Origin of the sequence: Pseudomonas sp. NPDC090233, from assembly GCF_044772285.1 — a bacterium.
Lineage (GTDB): Bacteria > Pseudomonadota > Gammaproteobacteria > Pseudomonadales > Pseudomonadaceae > Aquipseudomonas.
This window is the reverse complement of record NZ_JBIVYQ010000005.1, coordinates 54,753-76,367: the sequence shown is the minus strand read 5'-3', so window position 1 is coordinate 76,367 and position 21,615 is coordinate 54,753. Positions and strand designations below refer to the sequence as shown.

Genomic DNA, 21,615 nt, shown 5'->3' with positions numbered 1-21,615 from the left:
GTGGCTGGCGCACAACAATCACAAGAAGGCCACGCCATGACCCTGGTGTTGGAGCAGGTCAGCCGTAGCGTCGATGGCCAGGACTGGATCATCGACGCGTCCCTGCGTTTCGAGCCCGGTTCGTTCAATGTGCTGCTGGGCCGGACCCTGGCTGGCAAGACCAGCCTGATGCGCCTGATGGCCGGCCTCGACCGCCCGGACCGTGGGCGCGTGCTGATGGCGGGGGAGGACGTCACGGGGGTGCCGGTACGCCGGCGCAACGTGTCGATGGTTTATCAGCAATTCATCAATTACCCGACCCTGAGCGTCTTCGAGAACATCGCCTCACCGTTGCGCCAGGCACGCCTGGGCGATGGGGAAATTCGTCGACGGGTGCAGGAAACCGCCGAGATGCTGCGCATCGAACCCTACCTGCAACGACTGCCGCTGGAACTGTCCGGCGGCCAGCAGCAGCGAACCGCGATGGCCCGGGCGCTGGTCAAGGATGCCGGATTGATCCTGTTCGACGAGCCGCTGGTCAACCTCGATTACAAGCTGCGCGAGGGGCTGCGCCAAGAGTTGCGTGAGCTGTTCGCGGCGCGCAACTGCATCGCCGTGTATGCCACCACCGAGCCCAACGAAGCGCTGGCCCTGGGCGGCACAACGACGATCCTGCACGAGGGTCGCATCATCCAGAGCGGCCCCACCGCCGAGGTTTACCAGCGGCCCTGCAGCGTGCTGGCCGCCGAGCTGTTTTCCGAGCCGCCGATCAACCTGGTGCCCGGGCGCATCAACGGCAACGAGGTGAGCCTGGCCCAGGCCGTGCACTTTGCCCGCAATGCCGACCTGCAGCGCTTGGGCGATGGCGACTACCGCTTCGGTGTGCGCCCCAGCCACATCACCCTGGTGCCGACCCACGATGATGACCTGGAACTGGCCGTGCTGGTGGAGTTGGCTGAGATCAGTGGTTCGGAAACCTTCTTGCACGTCCGTAACGAACACTGGCGGATGGTCCTGCATTTGCCGGGTGTCCATGAGTATCAGGTGGACACGCCCATCCGCGTGTTCATCCCCACCCACAAGCTGTTCATCTTCGACAGCGCCGGGGCACTGGTGCAGGCACCGGGCCTGCGTCAGGCGAGGAGTGCCTGATGGCCGAGATCCGTTTGCGCCAACTGGCGCACAGCTACAGCCGCCAGCCCAGCGCCGAAGGCGACTACGCCCTGCATGAGCTGGAACACGTCTGGGAGCAGGGCGGTGCCTATGCCTTGCTCGGGCCTTCGGGGTGCGGCAAGTCGACCTTGCTCAATATCATCTCGGGCCTGCTGACGCCGTCCCATGGCCAGGTGCTGTTCGACGGCAAGCCGGTCAACGACCTCACGCCGCAACAGCGCAACATCGCCCAGGTGTTCCAGTTTCCGGTGGTGTACGACACCATGACTGTGTTCGACAACCTGGCGTTCCCCTTGCGCAACCAGGGCCTGGACGAGGGCCGGGTGCGCACCCGGGTCGAGGAAATCGCCGAGGTGCTCGACCTGTCTGCTGTGTTGAAAAAGAAGGCACGCAACCTCAGCGCCGACGAAAAACAGAAAGTCTCCATGGGCCGTGGCCTGGTGCGCGACGATGTCTCGGCGATCCTGTTCGATGAGCCGTTGACGGTGATCGACCCGCACCTGAAGTGGAAGCTGCGGCGCAAGCTCAAACAGATTCATGAGCAGTTCAACATCACCATGATCTACGTCACCCACGATCAGCTGGAGGCTTCGACCTTCGCCGACAAGATCGCGGTGATGCACGGTGGGCGCATCGTCCAGTTCGGCACCCCGCGCGAGTTGTTCGAGCGGCCCCGGCATACCTTCGTCGGCTACTTCATCGGCAGCCCCGGCATGAACCTGATCGACGTGCGCGCCGAGGCGCAAGGCGTGGCATTCGGCGATATTCGACTGCCCTTGCCCGAGGGCTTGCGCGAGCGGCTGGCGGCAACCGGGGGCGGGCGCCTGCAAGTGGGTATCCGCCCGGAGTTCGTGCAACTGTGGGACAGCCCTTTCGATGACACCTACCCGGTGCAGGTGCTGGACATCGAGGACCTGGGCACCTACCGCATCGTCACCCTGATGCTCGGCGGCGTTTCGCTCAAGGCGCGCCTGGGCGAAGACCGACCTGTGCCAGTGGGGCAGGCCTGGGTCAGCCTGCCGACGCAGTGGCTGATGCTGTATGTCGATGACGTGCTGCTGGAGGCCGCGCCATGAACAAGGTGCCGAACAACAAGGCCTGGTGGCTGGTACTGCCGGTGTTCCTGCTGGTGGCCTTCAGTGCCGTGGTGCCGATGATGACCGTGGTCAACTACTCGGTGCAGGACATTTTCGACCAGTCCAACCGCTACTTCGTCGGCGCCGACTGGTACCGCCAGGTGCTGCGCGACCCGGCGCTGCACGACGCCTTGCTGCGCCAGTTCATCTATTCCGCCTGTGTATTGCTGATTGAAATTCCCTTGGGTATCGCCATTGCCCTGACCATGCCGACCAAAGGGCGCATGGCCTCGGTGTGCCTGATCGTCATGGCCATCCCGTTGCTGATCCCGTGGAACGTGGTCGGCACCATCTGGCAGATCTTCGGCCGCGCCGATATCGGCCTGCTCGGCGCCACGCTGGCCAAGCTTGGGGTCAGCTACAACTACGCGGGCGACCCGTTCGATGCCTGGCTGACGGTGTTGGTGATGGACGTCTGGCACTGGACCTCATTGGTGGCGCTGCTGTGCTACTCGGGCCTGCGTGCCATTCCCGACGTGTACTACCAGGCCGCGCGTATCGATCGTGCCTCGGCCTGGGCGGTGTTCCGGCACATTCAGTTGCCCAAGCTGAAGAACGTGCTGCTGATCGCGGTGATGCTGCGCTTCATGGACAGCTTCATGATCTATACCGAGCCGTTCGTACTCACCGGCGGCGGCCCCGGCAACGCCACCACGTTCCTCAGCCAGACCCTCACGCGCATGGCCGTGGGGCAGTTCGACCTGGGGCCGGCGGCGGCGTTTTCGCTGGTGTACTTTCTGATCATCCTGTTGGTGTCGTGGCTGTTCTACACAGCCATGACCCACGCCGACAAGGACTAGGCCATGAGCACGCGTAAAACGCTGGTCCTGCTGCTGTACTTCTTCTTTTTGCTGGTGCCGATCTACTGGCTGCTGAACATGTCGTTCAAGAGCAACAGTGAAATACTCGGTGGCCTGACCCTATGGCCACAGGCGTTCACCCTCGACAACTACCGGGTGATCTTCACCGATGCCAGCTGGTACAGCGGTTACATCAATTCGCTCTACTACGTGTGCTTGAACACGCTGATTTCGCTGCTGGTGGCGCTGCCGGCGGCCTATGCCTTCTCGCGCTATCGCTTCCTCGGTGACCGCCATCTGTTCTTCTGGCTGCTGACCAACCGCATGGCACCGCCAGCGGTTTTCCTGCTGCCGTTCTTCCAGCTGTACTCGTCCATCGGCCTGTTCGACACCCATATCGCCGTGGCCCTGGCCCATTGCCTGTTCAACGTGCCGTTGGCGGTGTGGATTCTCGAAGGGTTCATGTCGGGGGTGCCGAAGGAAATCGATGAAACCGCGTACATCGATGGCTACAGCTTCCCGCGTTTCTTCGTGAAGATTTTCATCCCGCTGATCGGCTCCGGCATCGGCGTCACGGCGTTTTTCTGCTTCATGTTTTCGTGGGTAGAGCTGCTGCTGGCGCGCACCCTGACCTCGGTGAACGCCAAGCCGATTGCCGCAGTGATGACCCGCACGGTGTCCGCTTCGGGGATCGACTGGGGCGTGCTGGCAGCGGCCGGGGTGCTGACCATCCTGCCGGGCATGCTGGTGATCTGGTTTGTCCGCAACCATGTGGCCAAGGGCTTTGCTCTGGGCCGGGTGTAAGGAGGGTTAGCGATGGAGTGGATGGCCTGGACCTTGCCCACGGCGCTGTTCTTCGCCGCCGTTGGGGTATTGCTGTTGTGCATGACTTTGTTCGAACTGCGCCGCCCCTGCGTGGAGCGGCGCGGCTTTCTGCCGATCGTCACCAGCCGTGGCGACCGGTTGTTCATCGGCCTGTTGGTCAGCGCCTACCTGCACTTGCTGGTGGTCGGGGTCAGCGACTGGCCGTTGTGGGTCGCCTCGCTGCTGTCGCTGGGCTGGCTTGTGGTGGTGCTGCGCTGGGGCTGAGCGACGGCTCCGGGGAATAACTCAATCGGGAGATCACAATGTTCCAAAACAAACACAATCGGCGACATTTGACCCTGGCCGCGTTGTTGGTGCTGGCTGGCGTACAGGGCTCGGCGTGGGCCGACCAGTACCAGGACGCGGCGAAAAAGTGGATCGGCAGCGAATTCAAACCTTCGACCCTGACGCCCGAGCAGCAACTGGCCGAGCTTGAGTGGTTCATCAAGGCCGCAGAGCCGTTCCGTGGGATGAAGATCAACGTGGTGTCGGAAACCATCACCACCCATGAATACGAGTCCAAGGTGCTGGCCAAGGCTTTCAGCGAAATCACCGGCATTCAGCTGACCCACGACCTGCTGCAGGAAGGCGATGTGGTGGAAAAGCTGCAGACGCAGATGCAGTCGGACAAGAACATCTATGACGGCTGGGTCAATGATTCCGACCTGATCGGTACGCACTTTCGTTACGGCAAGGTGGAGTCGATCACCGACCTGATGGCCAATGAAGGCAAGGCCTACACTTCACCGACCCTGGATCTGAAGGATTTCATCGGCATTTCCTTCACCACCGCACCGGACGGCAAGGTTTATCAGCTGCCCGATCAGCAGTTCGCCAACCTCTACTGGTTCCGCGCCGACTGGTTCGAGCGGCCCGACCTCAAGGCCAAATTCAAGGAGAAGTATGGCTATGAGCTGGGCGTGCCAGTGAACTGGTCGGCCTACGAGGACATCGCCAAGTTCTTCACTGAAGACGTCAAGGAGATCGACGGCAAGCGGGTCTATGGCCATATGGACTACGGCAAGAAAGACCCCTCACTGGGCTGGCGCTTCACCGATGCCTGGTTCTCCATGGCTGGCGGCGGCGACAAAGGTTTGCCCAATGGTCTGCCAGTGGATGAGTGGGGCATCCGCGTGGAGGATTGCCACCCGGTCGGGTCCAGCGTGACCCGTGGCGGCGACACCAACGGCCCGGCAGCCGTGTATGCCACGCAGAAGTACGTCGACTGGATGCGAGCGTACGCACCCAAGGAAGCGCAGGGCATGACCTTCTCCGAGGCCGGCCCGGTTCCGGCGCAGGGCAACATTGCCCAGCAGATCTTCTGGTACACCGCGTTCACCGCCGACATGACCAAGCCGGGCTTGCCGGTGGTCAATGCCGACGGCACGCCGAAGTGGCGCATGGCACCGTCACCCAAGGGGCCGTATTGGGAGGAGGGGATGAAGCTCGGTTACCAGGACACCGGCTCCTGGACCTTCTTCAAGTCGACTCCCGAGAAGCAGCGCCTGGCCGCCTGGCTGTACGCGCAGTTCGTCACCTCCAAGACCGTATCGTTGAAAAAGACCATCGTTGGCCTGACGCCGATCCGCGAGTCGGACATCAACTCCCAGGCCATGACCGACCTGGCGCCCAAGCTCGGCGGCCTGGTGGAGTTCTATCGCAGCCCGGCGCGGGTGCAATGGACGCCGACCGGCACCAACGTGCCTGACTATCCACGGCTGGCGCAGTTGTGGTGGAGCCATATCGCCGAAGTGGCCAGTGGCGAGAAAACTCCGCAGGAAGCGCTGGACGGCCTGGCCCGCGATCAGGACCGGATGATGGAGCGGCTGCAGCGCTCCAATGCCCAGGCCACCTGTGCGCCGAAGCTCAATCCGGAGAAGGATGCGCAGTACTGGTTCGACCAACCGGGTGCGCCGAAGCCGAAGCTGGCCAACGAGAAGCCCAAGGGCGAGACGGTCAGCTACGACGAGCTGTTGAAGTCGTGGGAGGCGGCGCGCAAATGATCCATTGCTAGCGCCGTTGCCGCATCGCAGTGATGCGGCACGGGCGTCATCCTTGTGGCGTCGTGCGTCACAAGGATGAAGCATGGCCGGGTGCTTATTGCCGGTTCAAGGTCTGCATGGTCAATTGCTCAACCAGCATTGCATCAGCGCGGGCGCGGGTCTGCAACAACAGGCGAGACACGTCGTCATAGATCGCGTTTTCGCCAGGATAGCGCCCCGATACCAGATCGACCCGTTGCAGTACACCGTTGCGCCGCCAGGCGACCTCTGGATGAGCAGCGCTTAACGCATCGATGAACGGCTCCGGTACCGGCGAACCGCTGTAAACGATGTCTGCATCGCCAGGCTCGGTCAAGGTATCAAAATACTCGGATGTTCCTGACCATTGGTTCGCCAGCTCGGTAAAGCGATCACTGTACAAGCGCCGCATCCACGCCTGCCAGAAGGACTGCTCGGCGGCCCAGTCGGCCAGATGCGTTGGGTCCACATAGGCTTCAACGCCCGTTGCCAGACGGTCCAGCGTTGCTGGCGACAGCTGCGCCAGATGGCCGAACATGATCTGCTCGGGCTGTGCAGGCAGTGCCAGGCGCTGACGAAGCTGCATTCGAGCGTCCAGCACCATTTCCACCTCGTCGAGCAGAAAGTCGGGGTTTGTAAGCTGCGCGTCGCCCAGGTCGTCGTCCGCATCCAGGGCCGGTGCGTTCTCGCGCGCAATCGGGTCCTGTGCGGCGGCGAGGGCGCGGCGCCTGGCCACCCGGTCGTTGAACAACTCGCCGACGCGGGTATCCAGATGCGTTTGGCGCAGCAGCGCGGTGGCGGTATCGATTGCCACTTGCAGGTCATCGAGGTGCGCTGGCGCGGTGGCCACGGCGCGCCATACCGTGGTCTGCGTCTCGACCTGCTGGAACAACAGCTCGGCCTGGTCGACACATTGCTCACCTGCATCGCGCAGCAGGTCGTTAACCTGTTGCTGCAGGGCCGTGCGCCCCCAGCCTGGTACGTCCTGGAGACCGGGCTCCAGGCCTGCCAGGGTGCTCAGGGCATGTTGCATGCGGCGGTTCATGGCAAGCGGGTGACGAACGTAGTCCGGTGTATTCTGCAAGCGCTCGAACAGCCCATACAGAGGTTGCCAATGGGGGTCCTGATCGGTTTCAGCGACGTGCTCTTGCAGGTTCTCAGGCCAGTCCAGGCGCCAGGCGTTCAATTCCGGCTGTGTTCCGGTCCTGTGCGTTGTCCCACAGCCAGCCTTGCTCGGCAGGAGGAAGCGCCTGTGCGGGGTACCATTGCGGCAGTGCTGCTTCGAGCAGTTGTTTGCCAAAGGTCTCCAGCGGTGCAACCTTCGCCAGTTGGTTGTTTACCTGGCGAGCAGCTCGCTGGCTGGCCAGAACGCGTTGCTCGAGCCTGGCGATTTCGCTGCGTGTGGCTCGGCGCAGCCAGGTGGGTAGGCGAGCATCGACGAGCGCGCTGATGGGGGGGAGGTTGGCGGGCATGGGCGGCAGTCCTTTGAGGGAAAGGCCGCCAAGCTAGCGTGTCAAGGGTGGCTGTTGTGGTAGAAGGAAACTACCCAGCCCACGGAAAAGAAAACGGCACCTGCGAGAGGTGCCGTTCGGGCGTGGCGCGCGGGGTGTTACGCGTGCAGCTCTTCTGCCGCATACAGCGTGTTTTCCAGCAGGCATGCCCGGGTCATCGGCCCGACGCCACCCGGCACCGGAGTGATCCAGCCAGCGCGCGGCAGGGCGGTCTCGTAGACCACGTCGCCGACCAGCTTGCCGTCATCCTGACGGTTGATGCCGACGTCGATGACGATGGCGCCTTCCTTGATCCACTCACCCTTGACCAACCCCGGCTTGCCGGCGGCTACCACCACCAGGTCGGCACGCCCGACGTGGCCAGCCAGGTCCTTGGTGAAACGGTGGCAGACGGTCACGGTGCAACCAGCCAGCAGCAGCTCCATGGCCATCGGCCGGCCAACGATGTTGGAGGCGCCGACGATCACTGCGTCCATGCCGTAAAGGTCCTGACCGGTGCTTTCCAGCAAGGTCATGATGCCTTTCGGCGTGCATGGGCGCAGCAGGGGGATGCGCTGGGCCAGGCGGCCGATGTTGTACGGGTGGAAGCCGTCGACGTCTTTGTCCGGGCGGATGCGCTCGAGCAGCAGAGACGCATCGAGGTGCGCCGGCAGCGGCAGTTGCAGCAGGATACCGTCGACTGCAGGATCGTCGTTGAGGCGGTCGATCAGCTCGGTCAGGGCTTGCTGCGTGGTATCGCTGGGCAGGTCGAAGGCCTGCGAAATGAAGCCGACCTCTTCGCAGTCCTTGCGCTTGTGCGAGACATAGACTTGGGAGGCGGGGTCGGTGCCGACCAGGATCACCGCCAGGCCCGGCGTGCGCAGGCCTTGCTGGCGACGCTCCTCGACACGTTGAGCGATCTGCTTGCGCAGGTTGGCGGCGATCGCCTTGCCATCGATTAGGTGTGCAGTCATAGACGCGTGATTAACCATCGAGAAAGGAACAATAAAGAAGGCGCATTCTCGCACGACACGGCCCGAGGGCAAAGGCGCGTGGTCGGGCAAATCCTCTAACCCCTTAAATATTTTGAATTTTTTAGAAAAAGGTGTTGACGCTCTTAGGGCTCGCCTATAAGATTCGCCGCACTTGTCGGGCACAGCCTAGCACTGGTTGGCGAGGTCGGGCAGAATGAGTGGTTTGTTTATTGCTCGTTCGGTTAGGCTTTATGCTTATGCGCCCGTAGCTCAGCTGGATAGAGCATCCGCCTTCTAAGCGGATGGTCGCAGGTTCGAGTCCTGCCGGGTGCGCCATTAGGCAGCTTGGTCAAGTAAGTCTGTATAGCGATATGGTGGGCGTAGCTCAGTTGGTAGAGCGCCGGATTGTGATTCCGGTTGTCGTGGGTTCGATTCCCATCGTCCACCCCATATTCTGCAAAGGCGCTCGATGTAGATCCGGCGCCTTTGCTTTAAGCGTTACGCGGACGTGGTGAAATTGGTAGACACACTGGATTTAGGTTCCAGCGGCGCAAGCTGTAAGAGTTCGAGTCTCTTCGTCCGCACCATGCTTCTGTAAAGTTGTACCGCAACACTGCATTATGGTGGGCGTAGCTCAGTTGGTAGAGCGCCGGATTGTGATTCCGGTTGTCGTGGGTTCGATTCCCATCGTCCACCCCATATATATGAAGGCGCCTTGGTCGTGAGATCGGGCGCCTTTTTTGGTTTTAGTCTTGCGGGTATCGCGCCCCTTGCAATCCTCTGGTGGCACCCCAATAAAAGCTGATAGATTTCAGCCGGTTGAAACACCGGCCCGGAGGCTGGTAGAGGATTACCCCATGATTGCAAAAGAAGCTCGACAGGCCCTGGCGCTGCAGCGCTTCGCCGAAGCCAATCCGCAATTGCTCGAAGAGATTCGCGAGTTGGATGCCCGTGAGCAGGCTCAGCAGATCGAGTGGGCATTCGAAGATGCAGCCGACGAGCAGGGCATTCAGCCTTGGGAGCTGGCGCTGCAACTGATCGCTGAAAACCCCGAGCAACTGCAGGCCATGCGCCTGGAGACCCATCGCGAAGTGGCCGAAGCGCTGGGAATGGAGTGGGAAGAGTACTGTCAGTTCAACGAGATCGACCCTGAATAAGGGCGTTTTCGCACGCTGCAGTTGTTTGACAAGGTATTTCGGTAGCGTGGCGCCGACGGCGTTGCGCAACCTCCATATATGAAGAGGCTCGGCGGTACGCCGCTTGGGCCTTGCAAGCTAATCGACCGGCGTGGTTTCCCGTCGTCCCGAGTGGGGTGACTTCTGCTGCGTGACTCACTAGAATGCTTGCCCTTGATTCTGGAGTCGGGCTAACGCCGGCTAACGTCTGTGCAACGAGGAATATCCATGCAAGTTTCTGTTGAAAACACTTCCGCTCTCGAGCGCCGCATGACCATCGCCGTTCCGGCCGAGCGCGTCGAGAACGAAGTCAACAAGCGTCTGCAGCAGACTGCCAAGCGCGCCAAAGTCGCGGGCTTCCGCCCAGGCAAAGTGCCGATGAGCGTGATCCGCCAGCGTTTCGAAGCCGATGCACGTCAAGAGGCGTTCGGTGACCTGGTCCAGGCTTCCTTCTACGAAGCCATCGTCGAGCAGAAGCTGAACCCTGCCGGCGCTCCGGCTGTCGAGCCGAAGTCCTTCGAGAAGGGCAAGGACCTGGAGTTCGTCGCCATCTTCGAAGTGTTCCCAGAGTTCGCCGTTGCCGGCCTGGAGTCGATCAACGTCGAGCGCCTGAGCGCCGAAGTGGCTGACGCCGACCTGGACAACATGCTGGAAGTCCTGCGCAAGCAGAACGTCCGTTTCGAGGCCGTCGAGCGCGCCGCCGAGAAAGACGACCAGGTCAACATCGACTTCGTCGGCAAGATCGACGGTGAAGCCTTCGCTGGCGGTTCGGCCAAGGGCACCCAGCTGGTGCTGGGTTCCGGCCGCATGATCCCAGGCTTCGAAGACGGCCTGGTAGGCGCCAAAGCGGGTGAAGAGCGCGTTGTCAACGTGGCCTTCCCTGAGGACTACCAGAACCTGGACCTGGCTGGCAAAGCTGCCGAGTTCACCATCACCGTCAACAGCGTTTCGGCCCCTGTGCTGCCAGAACTGAACGAAGAGTTCTTCGCCCAGTTCGGCATCAAAGAGTCCACCCTGGAAGGCTTCCGCACCGAAGTTCGCAAGAACATGGAGCGTGAACTGCGCCAGGCGATCAAGACCAAGGTGAAGAACCAGGTCATGGACGGTCTGCTGGCCGCCAACCCGATCGAAGTGCCGAAGGCGCTGCTGGAAAACGAAGTCAACCGTCTGCGCGTCCAGGCTGTTCAGCAGTTCGGTGGCAACATCAAGCCTGAGCAACTGCCGGCCGAGCTGTTCGAAGAACAAGCCAAGCGCCGCGTGGTGCTGGGCCTGATCGTCGCCGAGGTGGTCAAGCAATTCGAGCTGAAGCCAGACGACGCCAAGGTTCGCGAGATGATCGAAGAAATGGCTTCGGCTTACCAAGAGCCTGAGCAGGTCATCGCCTGGTACTACAAGAACGACCAGCAACTGAACGAAGTGCGTTCGGTTGTGCTGGAAGAACAAGTTGTAGATACTGTTCTGCAGAAAGCGACTGTGACCGACAAGTCGGTCTCGTACGAAGAAGCGGTAAAACCAGCCCAGGCGCCTGCCGAAGCTGAGTAATACGGTTTTCTCGTAGGAAGCCCCCACAAGCCAGCCTTCGCGCTGGCTTGTGCGTATTCAAGCCATGACTATTTGGGAGTGAGCGCAGGACATGTCCCGCAATTCTTATATTCAGCAGAGCTCTGACATCCAGGCCGCAGGCGGCCTGGTCCCGATGGTTATCGAGCAGTCCGCCCGTGGCGAACGTGCCTATGACATTTACTCGCGCCTGTTGAAGGAGCGAGTGATCTTCCTGGTTGGCCCGGTAGAAGACTACATGGCCAACCTCGTCGTAGCGCAGATGCTGTTCCTCGAAGCGGAAAACCCGGACAAGGATATCCATCTCTACATCAACTCCCCAGGCGGCTCGGTGACTGCTGGCATGTCGATCTACGACACCATGCAGTTCATCAAGCCGGATGTCTCGACCATCTGCATCGGCCAGGCCTGCAGCATGGGCGCCTTCCTGTTGACCGCAGGTGCCAAGGGCAAGCGTCACTGCCTGCCGAACTCGCGCGTCATGATCCACCAGCCGCTCGGCGGCTTCCAGGGCCAGGCTACCGACATCCAGATCCACGCCCAGGAAATCCTCAGCATCAAGGCGCGTCTGAATGAGTTGCTGGCCTACCACACCGGCCAGGACCTCGAGACCATCCAGCGTGATACTGAGCGTGACAACTTCATGAGCGCCTCGCGCGCGGCCGAGTACGGCCTGATCGACTCGGTATACGACAAGCGGCAACTGGTCTCCTGAACCCAGGCGCCAGAGCAGGTAGGTGCCGAAAGCGCCTACCTGCGGACTTGAAAAAGCCCGCAATTGCCTTCATCTTGTGTTGCAAGCCTACCGGATTGGATCGATCGAATGACTGACACCCGTAACGGCGAGGACAGCGGCAAATTGCTTTATTGCTCCTTCTGCGGCAAAAGCCAGCACGAAGTGCGCAAACTGATTGCCGGGCCCTCGGTATTTATCTGCGACGAGTGCGTCGACCTGTGCAACGACATCATCCGCGAGGAGGTGCAGGAAGCCCAGGCCGAAAGCAGCGCGCACAAATTGCCTTCGCCGAAAGAAATCAGCGGCATCCTGGACCAGTACGTGATTGGTCAGGAGCGCGCGAAGAAGGTGCTCGCCGTAGCGGTGTACAACCACTACAAGCGCCTGAATCAGCGTGACAAGAAGGGTGACGAGGTCGAACTCGGCAAGAGCAACATCCTGCTCATCGGGCCAACGGGCTCGGGCAAGACGCTGCTCGCCGAAACCCTCGCACGCCTGTTGAACGTGCCGTTCACCATTGCCGACGCCACCACCCTGACCGAAGCCGGTTATGTGGGTGAGGACGTCGAGAACATCATTCAGAAACTGCTGCAGAAGTGCGACTACGACGTGGAAAAGGCCCAGATGGGCATTGTCTACATCGACGAGATCGACAAGATCTCGCGCAAGTCGGACAACCCGTCGATCACCCGTGACGTCTCGGGTGAAGGCGTGCAGCAGGCGCTGTTGAAGCTGATCGAAGGCACCGTTGCCTCCGTTCCGCCGCAGGGGGGCCGCAAGCACCCGCAACAGGAGTTCCTGCAGGTTGATACCCGCAATATCCTGTTCATCTGCGGTGGCGCCTTCTCGGGCCTGGAAAAGGTCATCCAGAACCGCTCCACCAAAGGTGGTATCGGTTTTGGCGCCGAAGTGCGCAGCAAGGAAGAAGGCAAGAAGGTCGGCGAATCGCTGCGTGAGGTCGAGCCGGACGATCTGGTCAAGTTTGGCCTGATCCCCGAGTTCGTTGGCCGCCTGCCGGTGCTGGCGACCCTCGATGAGCTGGATGAGGCTGCGCTGATGCAGATACTCACCGAGCCGAAGAACGCCCTCACCAAGCAGTACGCCAAGCTGTTCGAGATGGAAAGCGTGGACCTCGAGTTCCGCAGCGATGCCCTCAAGGCCGTCGCACGCAAGGCTCTGGAGCGCAAAACCGGGGCCCGTGGCCTGCGTTCGATCCTCGAAGGCGTGCTGCTCGACACCATGTATGAGATCCCTTCGCAGAAGGATGTCAGCAAAGTGGTGATCGACGAGAGCGTCATCGAAGGTACTTCGCAGCCGCTGATGATCTACGAGAACAGCGAGCCGCAAGCCAAGGCCGCACCCGACGCTTGAGTTGGGTAGTGGTAGCAAGCAAGAAAGGGGCCTACGGGCCCCTTTCTGCTTTTCCTGCGCAAGCGCTTGTAATTTCGCAAGCGTGCCCCCACATTAGGTCCAAGCAACATTTCCACCGGTTTCCGGCCTTATGGCCGCTGTAGAGGCGAAATCATGAAGACCACCCTCGACTTGCCTCTTTTGCCATTGCGCGATGTCGTTGTTTATCCGCACATGGTCATCCCGCTGTTTGTGGGGCGTGAGAAGTCCATTGAGGCCCTTGAGGCCGCGATGACTGGCGAGAAGCAGATCCTTCTGCTGGCCCAGAAAAACCCTGCCGACGACGATCCGGGCGAAGACGCCCTGTACCGCGTTGGTACTGTCGCAACCGTGCTGCAGCTGCTGAAGCTGCCCGATGGCACCGTCAAGGTGCTGGTCGAGGGTGAGCAGCGTGGTGCCGTCGAACGCTTTACCGAAGTAGAAGGGCACATCCGTGCCGAAGTTTCCCTGATCGACGAAACCGATACCGCCGAGCGCGAATCGGAAGTGTTCGTGCGCACGTTGCTGTCGCAATTCGAACAGTACGTGCAGCTGGGCAAGAAAGTGCCCGCTGAAGTGCTGTCGTCGCTGAACAGCATCGAAGAGCCAGGGCGCCTGGTCGATACCATGGCCGCGCACATGGCCCTGAAGATCGAGCAGAAGCAGGAAATTCTCGAGATCGTCGACCTGTCGACCCGTGTTGAACACGTGCTGGCGATGCTGGATGGCGAAATCGACCTGCTGCAGGTCGAGAAGCGTATCCGTGGCCGGGTCAAGAAGCAGATGGAGCGCAGCCAGCGCGAGTACTACCTGAATGAGCAGATGAAGGCCATTCAGAAAGAACTCGGCGATGGCGACGAAGGCCACAACGAAGTCGAAGAGCTGAAAAAGCGCATCGAAGCTGCCGGCCTGCCAAAAGACGCGCTGGCCAAGGCCCAGGCCGAGCTGAACAAGCTCAAGCAGATGTCGCCGATGTCGGCCGAGGCCACCGTGGTGCGCTCTTACCTCGACTGGCTCGTGCAGGTGCCGTGGAAGGCTCAGAGCAAGGTACGCCTTGACCTCACCAAGGCCGAGGAGATCCTCGATGCCGACCACTATGGCCTGGACGAGGTCAAGGAGCGCATCCTTGAGTACCTCGCCGTGCAGAAGCGGGTGAAAAAGATCCGCGGTCCGGTGCTGTGTCTGGTTGGCCCGCCTGGCGTGGGCAAGACGTCGCTGGCCGAGTCGATCGCTGCCGCCACCAACCGCAAGTTCGTGCGCATGGCCCTGGGTGGCGTGCGTGACGAGGCCGAGATCCGTGGACATCGCCGTACCTACATCGGTTCGATGCCTGGCCGCCTGATCCAGAAGATGACCAAAGTGGGTGTGCGCAACCCGCTGTTCCTGCTCGACGAGATCGACAAGATGGGCAGCGACATGCGCGGCGACCCGGCCTCGGCGTTGCTGGAAGTGCTCGACCCCGAGCAGAACCACAATTTCAACGACCATTACCTGGAGGTCGACTACGACCTCTCGGACGTGATGTTCCTGTGCACCTCGAACTCGATGAACATCCCGCCGGCGCTGCTCGACCGCATGGAAATCATCCGCCTGCCGGGCTACACCGAGGACGAGAAAATCAACATCGCGGTCAAGTACCTGACACCCAAGCAGGTCAAGGCCAACGGTTTGAAGAAGGAAGAGCTGGAGATCGACGTCTCGGCGATTCGTGACATCATTCGTTACTACACCCGGGAAGCCGGTGTCCGTGGCCTTGAGCGGCAAATTGCCAAGGTCTGCCGCAAGGTGGTCAAGGAACATACCGGGCAGAAGCAGGTCAAGGTCAAGGTTGCCAGCGAGCAGCTCGAACACCTGCTGGGCGTGCGCAAGTTCCGCTACGGCCTCGCCGAGCAGCAGGATCAGATCGGCCAGGTAACAGGCCTGGCCTGGACGCAGGTGGGCGGTGAGCTGCTGACCATCGAGTCGGTGGTCATCCCTGGCAAAGGCCAGTTGATCAAGACCGGCTCGCTGGGTGACGTCATGGTCGAATCGATCACTGCCGCACAGACCGTGGTCCGCAGCCGTGCTCGCAGCCTGGGAATTGCCGCCGACTTCCACGAGAAGCACGACGTGCACATCCATATGCCAGAGGGCGCTACGCCGAAGGACGGCCCAAGCGCCGGCATTGGCATGTGCACCGCGCTGGTGTCCGCGCTGACGCAGATTCCAGTGCGGGCCGACGTCGCCATGACCGGTGAAATCACCCTGCGTGGCCAGGTGTTGGCCATTGGCGGTCTGAAGGAAAAACTGCTGGCGGCACACCGTGGCGGGATCAAGACGGTGATCATTCCCGAGGAGAATGTTCGCGATCTGAAGGAGATTCCGGAAAATATCAAACAGGATCTTCAGATCAAACCGGTCAAATGGATTGACGAAGTCCTGCAAATTGCGCTGCAATACGCCCCGGAGCCCTTGCCAGATGTGGCTCCTGAGATTGTCGCGAAAGATGAAAAGCGCGACGGCGATGCTAAGGAAAGAATCAGCACGCATTAGTAGTTTTTGGCTGGGGGGCTTTCCTTGACAGTTTTTTCGGGGCCTTGCTATAAAGCGGCACGCTATTGTCATTAAGCCACCCAGCACACGTTTCATAAGCTTTTCATTACATACTTAGAAACAAACTCAATAGAGAAATTAAGGGGACTTCGAGTGAACAAGTCGGAACTGATTGACGCTATCGCTGTATCGGCTGACATTTCCAAAGCTGCCGCCGGCAAAGCACTGGACGCTGTGATCGACTCCGTGACCGGTGCCCTGAAAGCAGGCGACGACGTCGTACTGGTTGGCTTCGGTACCTTCTCGGTCAAAGAGCGCGCTGAGCGCACCGGTCGCAACCCGCAAACTGGCAAGGCGATCAAGATCGCTGCCGCCAAGGTTCCAGGTTTCAAGGCAGGCAAAGGCCTGAAAGACGCCGTCAACTAAGTCGTCTCTTTCAGCCGGACCGGGCCTTGCCAGGTTCGAGCACGCTGAAGGCGGGTCGCAAACGTTCCCGCCTGACACGTTTGCTAAGAAAAGGCGCATCCTCGGATGCGCCTTTCTTTTATCAGGATTCTACCCACGCTCCGCGGTTGTCGACGCAGTGGTACAGCCGTTTCTGGGGGACGCATGCTGCAAAATATCAGGGACAATTCACAAGGTTGGATTGCCAAGACCATCATCGGCCTCATCGTCGTACTGATGGCGTTGACCGGCTTTGAAGCCATTTTCCAGGCCGCTACCCATAGCCAGGATGCCGCCAAGGTAAACGGCCAGACCATCAGCCAGAATGAGCTGAGCCAGGCCACAGACATGCAGCGCCGCCAGCTGATGCAACAGCTGGGCAAGGACTTCGACCCGGCACTGCTGGACGAAAAACTGCTGCGCGACGCCGCGCTCAAAGGGCTGATCGATCGCAAACTGCTGCTGCAGGGTGCCGAAGACGCCAAGTTCGCCTTCTCCGAGGCTGCGCTGGACCAAGTGATCCTGCAGACGCCGGAATTCCAGGTCGATGGCAAATTCAGCGCCGACCGCTTCGACCAGGTCATCCGCCAGATGGGCTATGGCCGTATGCAGTTCCGCGAAATGCTTGCCGAAGAAATGCTGATCGGCCAGGTGCGTACCGGTATCGCCGGTAGCAGTTTTGTCACCGACAAGCAGGTCGACGCCTTCGCTCGCCTGGAAAACCAGACCCGCGATTTCGCCTCGATGACCTTCAAGGCCAACCCGGCGGCGGTCAAAGTCAGTGATGACGAGGTCAAGGCGCACTACGATCAGCACGCCAAGGAGTTCATGACCCCTGATCAAGTGGTCATCGACTACGTCGAGCTGAAGAAATCGGCGTTCTTCGATCAGGTCAAGGTCAGCGACGACGAGCTAAAAGCCCAGTACGAGAAGGACATCGCCAACCTCGCCGAGCAGCGCCACGCCGCGCACATCCTCATCGAGGTCAACGACAAGACCAACGATGCCCAGGCCAAGGCCCGCGCCGAAGAAATCGAGCAACGCCTGGCCAAGGGTGAAGACTTTGCCAAGCTGGCCAAGGAGTTCTCTCAGGACCCAGGTTCTGCCAACAGCGGTGGCGACCTTGGATTCGCCGGGCCAGGTGTGTATGACCCGGCCTTCGAGGACGCCCTGTACAAGCTTGAAGATGGCCAGGTTTCGGCCCCGGTACGCACCGAGTTCGGCTACCACCTGATCAAGCTGCTGGGCAAGCAGGCACCAGAAGTGCCGAGCTTCGCCAGCCTCAAGGACAAGCTGACGCGTGACCTGAAGACCCCGCTGGTCGAGCAGCGCTATGTCGATGCCAGCAAGCAGCTGCAGGACGCTGCCTACGAGGCTGCCGACCTGGCCCAGCCGGCCCAGGACCTGAACCTCAAGGTACACACCTCGGCGCCGTTCGGCCGTGAAGGTGGCGAAGGCATTACCGCCAACCGTGCCGTTGTTCAGGCTGCGTTCTCCGAAGAAGTGCTCGAGGAGGCTGCCAACAGCACCGCCATCGAACTGGACCCGGAAACCACCGTGGTGCTGCGCGTCAAGGAGCACCGCAAGCCAGAGCAACTGCCACTGGAAGCCGTGGCCAAGAACATCAGCGAACACCTGGCCAAGGAGAAGGCGACCGCCGAACTCAAGGCCAAGGCGGACAAGCTGATCGCTGGCCTGCAAGACGGCTCCATTGCTGCCGGTACTGCCCACGACGGGCAGAACTGGAAGCCTTACGAGGCGGTCACCCGCGGCCAGGACGGTATCGACCCGGCCGAGCTGCAGGCGCTGTTCCGCCTGGCCAAGCCACAAGCCAAGGACAAGCCGGTATACGGCAGCGTGGTCCTGGCCGACGGCAGCCTGGTCGTGCTGCAGCTCAAGGGCGTCAACGAAGGCGCCGCCGCCAGCGATGAAGAGAAGCAGCAGATCCGCCGCTACCTCGCTTCGCGTGCTGGCCAGCAAGACTTTGCGGCCTATCGCAAGCAACTGGAAGGCAATGCGGACATCACTCGCTACTGAGTGAGTGTCTGCTAACGAAACAGGCCGCATGATGCGGCCTGTTTTATTTGTGTAGTTTGTGCTGGCCCCTTCGCGGGACAAGCCCGCTCCCTCAGCAAGCTTCGGCAGCGTACCTGTGGGAGCGGGCTTGTCCCGCGAAGAGGCCGCCACTGGCGAACAAAACTACCTTTTCTCCCCCTCATAGTTATCCAGCGTATCGCGCGCAATCTCCCGCCCCAGCGCAATCAGCTCCGGCGCTTTGTAGAACTCGAAAAACCGGCACACCCGCTTGGGCACGTTGATCAGCACATCCGGCGGGTAGCCGGCGATCTTGTACTGCGCCAACGACGTCTGCATCACCTCGAAGCTCTGGTTGATCAGGTCCAGCAGCGAAGCCGGCCCGACGTTGTCGATGATGAACGATCCGCTGGCCGATTTCGGCGCACCTTCGCTCTCCGGGGCTGCCGCCGGTTGCTGGCCGGCAGGGTCGGCTGTATCGGCCAGCCAGGGGTTGGGCGGCGCCAGGCCTTCGGCGGTTATCACCTGCTCGATGCGCATCAGCTCCTCGGCCGGTTTGCGCCGGAACGGCAGGCGCGATCCCAGCGAGCTGAGCAGCGCGTCGAAGCGCATCTTGAACGCCGCCGGCCGCTCGATCACGGGCAACTGATACTGCTTCTGGTTGGTGGAGTTGAGGTTTACGGCGATGATCAGGTCACAGTGGCTGGAAACCACCGGCACGATTGGCAGCGGGTTGAGAATGCCACCATCGACCAGCATGCGATTGCCTTGCACGACGGGCGTGAACAGGCTCGGAATGGCCGCCGAGGCGCGCATGGCCTGGTGCAGGCAACCTTCCTGGAACCAGATCTCCTGCTGGTGGGTCAGGTCGGTGGCCACTGCCGTATAAGGGATGCGCAACTGCTCGATGTTGATTTCGCCAACGATCTTGCGGATCTGGCCGAATACCTTGTCGCCGCGGATGGCGCCAAGCCGGAAGCTGACGTCGACCAGGCGCAGCACATCCAGGTAGTCCAGGCTTTCGATCCAGTTGCGGTACTCCTCCAGTTTGCCTGCTGCATAGATGCCGCCAATTACCGCGCCCATGGAACAGCCGGCGATGCAGGCGATGTCGTAGCCGCGCCGCTCGATTTCCTCGATCACGCCGATATGGGCGTAGCCGCGCGCGCCCCCCGATCCCAACACCAGTGCTACACGTTTACTCATGATCTTCCTCGGCCTGTACCAGCAGGGTTCTACAATGCACCGAGCGCTGCCTGTGCTTCAATGTAGACTCTAGGCAAAACACGCCAGTCGCGGCACTTTTCAGCTGCCCGCGCGTCGAACAGCCACTCTATTTCAACCTGTTGAGGTACCACCGATGAAAGCCTGGATCTGCCTTCCTCTGATTGCCCTGGCCCTTGCCGGCTGCGCGGGCAAGACGGCCTACCGCGACAGCTGCGCGACGCAGCTGGATGCCGCTTGGAAGGAGCTCGACCTGGCCAAGGCCGAAGGGTTCGCCGGTACTGTCAGCTATTCCAAGGCCTTGTCGCTGCTGACCGGGGCCAAGACTCAGCAGCAGTTCGAAGGCTTCGAAGGTTGCAGCAAAAAAGCCGAAAAGGCGCGTTTCTATATTCGTGAGTCGCGCGCTGGGCGCTGACCGAGGAGCGTTGTATGTCTGCCATGCTCGACCATGTGGTTGCCCAGGTGCTGGCGTCCCAGGTACGCCTGCTGGCCTGTCGTGAGCGCCTGGCCGCCGATACCGACAGCGAAGCGTTGCACGACCTGCGTACCAGCGTGCGGAGGCTGCGCAGTCTGCTGCGGCCGTTGAGAGGGTTGCCCGGGGTCGAGCAGTTGGAGGAGGCTGCCAAGGCGCTCGGTACCCTGACCACACCGCTGCGTGATCGTGAGGTATTGGGCGCCGAGTTGATCAATCGTGGTTTTGATGACGCCGGGCAGCGGCGTCTGCAAGGCCGCACCGAAACCTTTGCCAGTGTCGCGTCCAGCCTGCAGCTGGGGAGGGTGCTGACGATCGTCGATGCGTTCCCGCTGTTTCTGCGCGCGGCAGATCGCGAAGGGCTGGTCAGCGCGTTGGGCAAGCGCGTCGACAAGCGCCTGGTCAAGCAGTGGCGCAAGCTGAACCAGGCGTTGCAGGATCCCGCCCATGACCGCCATCGTTTGCGCTTGTTGATTAAGCGGGTGCGTTATGGCGATGAGGCATATCCCCAGCTCGACCATGCAGGCAAGCCGCTGCGGCGCTTGCTGAAAAAAGCCCAGGGCGATTTGGGTGACTGGCATGACCGTTTGCAGTGGTTGTTGCAGGCACAAACCCATCCGGACCTCGCCCCCTGCAAAGTCGATTGGGAGCAGGAACTGCATGAGGCGGAGCGCAAGTCCGATCTCACGCTGGAGGCGCTGCAAAAGGCACTGGCGCGGCGCAAGCCCGGCAAATGACCGATATGCGGGCTGATCGCGCGCGGTTTGCTGGATAGTATGGGCTGACACCTTTCGCTGTCGCAGGAGCCGGCCCATGAATTTCGATCAACTGCTCGACGCCGTCCGAGAAAACCCTGACGCCGTCAGCATCCCGGCCAACTGGGCCCAGGGGCGTGCCGCGTTCGGCGGCCTGATGGCGGCCATGGTTTACGAGGCCATGCGCCTGAAACTCTCCGATAACCGCCCCGTGCGCTCTCTGGCAATCAGCTTCGTCGCACCGGCCGCGCCGGATGTGCCCACCCGATTCGAAGTCGAAGTGCTACGTGAGGGCAAAGCGGTCAGCACGCTGCTTGGCCGAGCAGTGCAGGATGGCCAGGTGGTGACCTTGGTGCAGGGTAATTTCGGTGCCGGCAGGCCGTCGGTGGTCGATGTCCCGGCACTGCCGGCCAGGGAGATGCAAGCGCTTGAGGATGCGGCTCCGGAGTTGCCGTATATCAAAGGCGTGACGCCGGAGTTCATGCGCCATGTCGCCCTGCGCTGGGCGGTTGGCGGTTTGCCGTTCAGTGGCAATCAATCACGGCAAATGGGCGGCTGGGTACGTTTGCGAGACGTGGCTGAAGAGCCGGTCAATGAATCTCACCTGCTGGCGCTGGTAGATGCCTGGCCGCCCAGCTTGATGCCTTATCTGAAGCAGCCAGCGGCAGGCAGCACGCTGACCTGGACCATCGAATTCATCCAACCGGTTGCGAAGCTCTCGACGTTGGACTGGTGCCGCTATTGCGTCGAAACCGAGCATGCCCGGGAAGGATACGGCCATGCAGCCGCCGCCCTGTGGACAGCTGAAGGGGAATTGCTGGCACTGAGCAGGCAGACGGTCACGGTGTTTGCCTAGG

General features: G+C 61.2%; 20 protein-coding genes and 4 tRNA genes. 20 read left to right on the top strand and 4 right to left on the bottom strand.

Features of this window, described 5'->3' with window-relative positions:
• Positions 1-36 precede the first annotated feature (36 nt).
• The 6 genes from ACIQUF_RS14910 to ACIQUF_RS14885 are packed head-to-tail and all read left to right on the top strand — an operon-like array spanning position 37 to position 5,955.
• Entirely contained in the window at positions 37-1,131 is a 1,095-nt protein-coding gene (locus tag ACIQUF_RS14910) for an ABC transporter ATP-binding protein (protein ID WP_403132665.1), read from the top strand.
• Positions 1,131-2,228, top strand: a complete 1,098-nt coding sequence (locus ACIQUF_RS14905) for an ABC transporter ATP-binding protein (RefSeq protein WP_403132663.1) — start codon at positions 1,131-1,133, stop codon at positions 2,226-2,228. The genes ACIQUF_RS14910 and ACIQUF_RS14905 overlap by 1 nt, the downstream gene beginning before the upstream one ends.
• Positions 2,225-3,088 (top strand): carbohydrate ABC transporter permease, encoded by an 864-nt coding sequence (locus ACIQUF_RS14900; protein WP_063914002.1) that lies wholly within the window; start codon positions 2,225-2,227, stop codon positions 3,086-3,088. Before ACIQUF_RS14905 ends, ACIQUF_RS14900 begins: the two co-directional genes overlap by 4 nt.
• Positions 3,089-3,091: 3 nt before the next feature.
• Positions 3,092-3,892, top strand: a complete 801-nt coding sequence (locus ACIQUF_RS14895) for a carbohydrate ABC transporter permease (RefSeq protein WP_403132661.1) — start codon at positions 3,092-3,094, stop codon at positions 3,890-3,892.
• 12 nt (positions 3,893-3,904) lie between these two features.
• Positions 3,905-4,177: a DUF2160 domain-containing protein gene (locus ACIQUF_RS14890; protein WP_125923206.1), complete on the top strand. Its 273-nt coding sequence runs from the start codon at positions 3,905-3,907 to the stop codon at positions 4,175-4,177.
• A gap of 38 nt (positions 4,178-4,215) precedes the next feature.
• On the top strand, positions 4,216-5,955 hold the full coding sequence (locus ACIQUF_RS14885; RefSeq protein ID WP_403132657.1) for a carbohydrate ABC transporter substrate-binding protein: 1,740 nt from the start codon (positions 4,216-4,218) through the stop codon (positions 5,953-5,955).
• Positions 5,956-6,049: 94 nt separating this feature from the next.
• Here the strand turns inward: ACIQUF_RS14885 and ACIQUF_RS14880 are convergent, their stop codons facing one another.
• From ACIQUF_RS14880 to folD, 3 genes are all read right to left on the bottom strand, one after another.
• Positions 6,050-7,159: an NEL-type E3 ubiquitin ligase domain-containing protein gene (locus ACIQUF_RS14880; protein WP_403132654.1), complete on the bottom strand. Its 1,110-nt coding sequence runs from the start codon at positions 7,157-7,159 to the stop codon at positions 6,050-6,052.
• On the bottom strand, positions 7,131-7,445 hold the full coding sequence (locus tag ACIQUF_RS14875) for a hypothetical protein (RefSeq protein WP_403132652.1): 315 nt from the start codon (positions 7,443-7,445) through the stop codon (positions 7,131-7,133). The genes ACIQUF_RS14880 and ACIQUF_RS14875 overlap by 29 nt, the downstream gene beginning before the upstream one ends.
• A 137-nt stretch (positions 7,446-7,582) precedes the next feature.
• Positions 7,583-8,437: a bifunctional methylenetetrahydrofolate dehydrogenase/methenyltetrahydrofolate cyclohydrolase FolD gene (gene folD / locus ACIQUF_RS14870; RefSeq protein WP_403132649.1), complete on the bottom strand. Its 855-nt coding sequence runs from the start codon at positions 8,435-8,437 to the stop codon at positions 7,583-7,585.
• Between the two features lie 259 nt (positions 8,438-8,696).
• On the opposite strand from folD, the gene ACIQUF_RS14865 reads away from it, so the two are divergent.
• The 11 genes from ACIQUF_RS14865 (at position 8,697) to ACIQUF_RS14815 (ending at position 18,310) form a co-directional block, all read left to right on the top strand.
• A tRNA-Arg gene (locus ACIQUF_RS14865) sits at positions 8,697-8,773 on the top strand.
• Between the two features lie 38 nt (positions 8,774-8,811).
• Positions 8,812-8,887 (top strand) — tRNA-His (locus ACIQUF_RS14860).
• 52 nt (positions 8,888-8,939) lie between these two features.
• Positions 8,940-9,024, top strand: a tRNA-Leu gene (locus ACIQUF_RS14855).
• A 36-nt stretch (positions 9,025-9,060) separates the two neighbouring features.
• Positions 9,061-9,136 (top strand) — tRNA-His (locus tag ACIQUF_RS14850).
• A gap of 158 nt (positions 9,137-9,294) precedes the next feature.
• Complete coding sequence (locus ACIQUF_RS14845) at positions 9,295-9,594, top strand: DUF6388 family protein (RefSeq protein ID WP_403132647.1); 300 nt, start codon at positions 9,295-9,297, stop codon at positions 9,592-9,594.
• A gap of 246 nt (positions 9,595-9,840) precedes the next feature.
• On the top strand, positions 9,841-11,154 hold the full coding sequence (gene tig / locus ACIQUF_RS14840) for a trigger factor (RefSeq protein WP_403132644.1): 1,314 nt from the start codon (positions 9,841-9,843) through the stop codon (positions 11,152-11,154).
• Positions 11,155-11,245: 91 nt separating this feature from the next.
• Positions 11,246-11,887 (top strand): ATP-dependent Clp endopeptidase proteolytic subunit ClpP, encoded by a 642-nt coding sequence (clpP, locus tag ACIQUF_RS14835; RefSeq protein WP_400799566.1) that lies wholly within the window; start codon positions 11,246-11,248, stop codon positions 11,885-11,887.
• A gap of 108 nt (positions 11,888-11,995) precedes the next feature.
• Positions 11,996-13,279, top strand: a complete 1,284-nt coding sequence (gene clpX / locus ACIQUF_RS14830) for an ATP-dependent Clp protease ATP-binding subunit ClpX (protein ID WP_110744985.1) — start codon at positions 11,996-11,998, stop codon at positions 13,277-13,279.
• A 153-nt stretch (positions 13,280-13,432) separates the two neighbouring features.
• Entirely contained in the window at positions 13,433-15,829 is a 2,397-nt protein-coding gene (gene lon / locus ACIQUF_RS14825) for an endopeptidase La (protein ID WP_403132642.1), read from the top strand.
• Between the two features lie 153 nt (positions 15,830-15,982).
• Positions 15,983-16,255 carry a nucleoid-associated protein HU-beta gene (gene hupB / locus ACIQUF_RS14820; protein ID WP_054883552.1) on the top strand — a complete coding sequence of 91 codons (273 nt, stop codon included), beginning with the start codon at positions 15,983-15,985 and terminating at the stop codon, positions 16,253-16,255.
• A 183-nt stretch (positions 16,256-16,438) separates the two neighbouring features.
• Positions 16,439-18,310: a SurA N-terminal domain-containing protein gene (locus tag ACIQUF_RS14815; RefSeq protein ID WP_403132640.1), complete on the top strand. Its 1,872-nt coding sequence runs from the start codon at positions 16,439-16,441 to the stop codon at positions 18,308-18,310.
• Positions 18,311-18,472: 162 nt separating this feature from the next.
• On the opposite strand, the gene ACIQUF_RS14810 is transcribed toward ACIQUF_RS14815, so the two are convergent.
• Positions 18,473-19,513 carry a patatin-like phospholipase family protein gene (locus ACIQUF_RS14810; protein ID WP_403132638.1) on the bottom strand — a complete coding sequence of 347 codons (1,041 nt, stop codon included), beginning with the start codon at positions 19,511-19,513 and terminating at the stop codon, positions 18,473-18,475.
• 154 nt (positions 19,514-19,667) lie between these two features.
• Here ACIQUF_RS14810 and ACIQUF_RS14805 point away from each other — a divergent pair, with 154 nt between their 5' ends.
• The 3 genes from ACIQUF_RS14805 (at position 19,668) to ACIQUF_RS14795 (ending at position 21,614) form a co-directional block, all read left to right on the top strand.
• Positions 19,668-19,946 carry a hypothetical protein gene (locus tag ACIQUF_RS14805; RefSeq protein ID WP_346615432.1) on the top strand — a complete coding sequence of 93 codons (279 nt, stop codon included), beginning with the start codon at positions 19,668-19,670 and terminating at the stop codon, positions 19,944-19,946.
• Positions 19,947-19,960: 14 nt separating this feature from the next.
• A complete protein-coding gene (locus tag ACIQUF_RS14800) occupies positions 19,961-20,740 on the top strand; it encodes a CHAD domain-containing protein (RefSeq protein WP_403132636.1) in 780 nt (259 codons plus the stop codon).
• Positions 20,741-20,816: 76 nt separating this feature from the next.
• Positions 20,817-21,614, top strand: coding sequence for an acyl-CoA thioesterase (locus ACIQUF_RS14795; protein WP_403132634.1), 798 nt, complete (start codon positions 20,817-20,819; stop codon positions 21,612-21,614).
• Position 21,615: the final 1 nt, after the last annotated feature.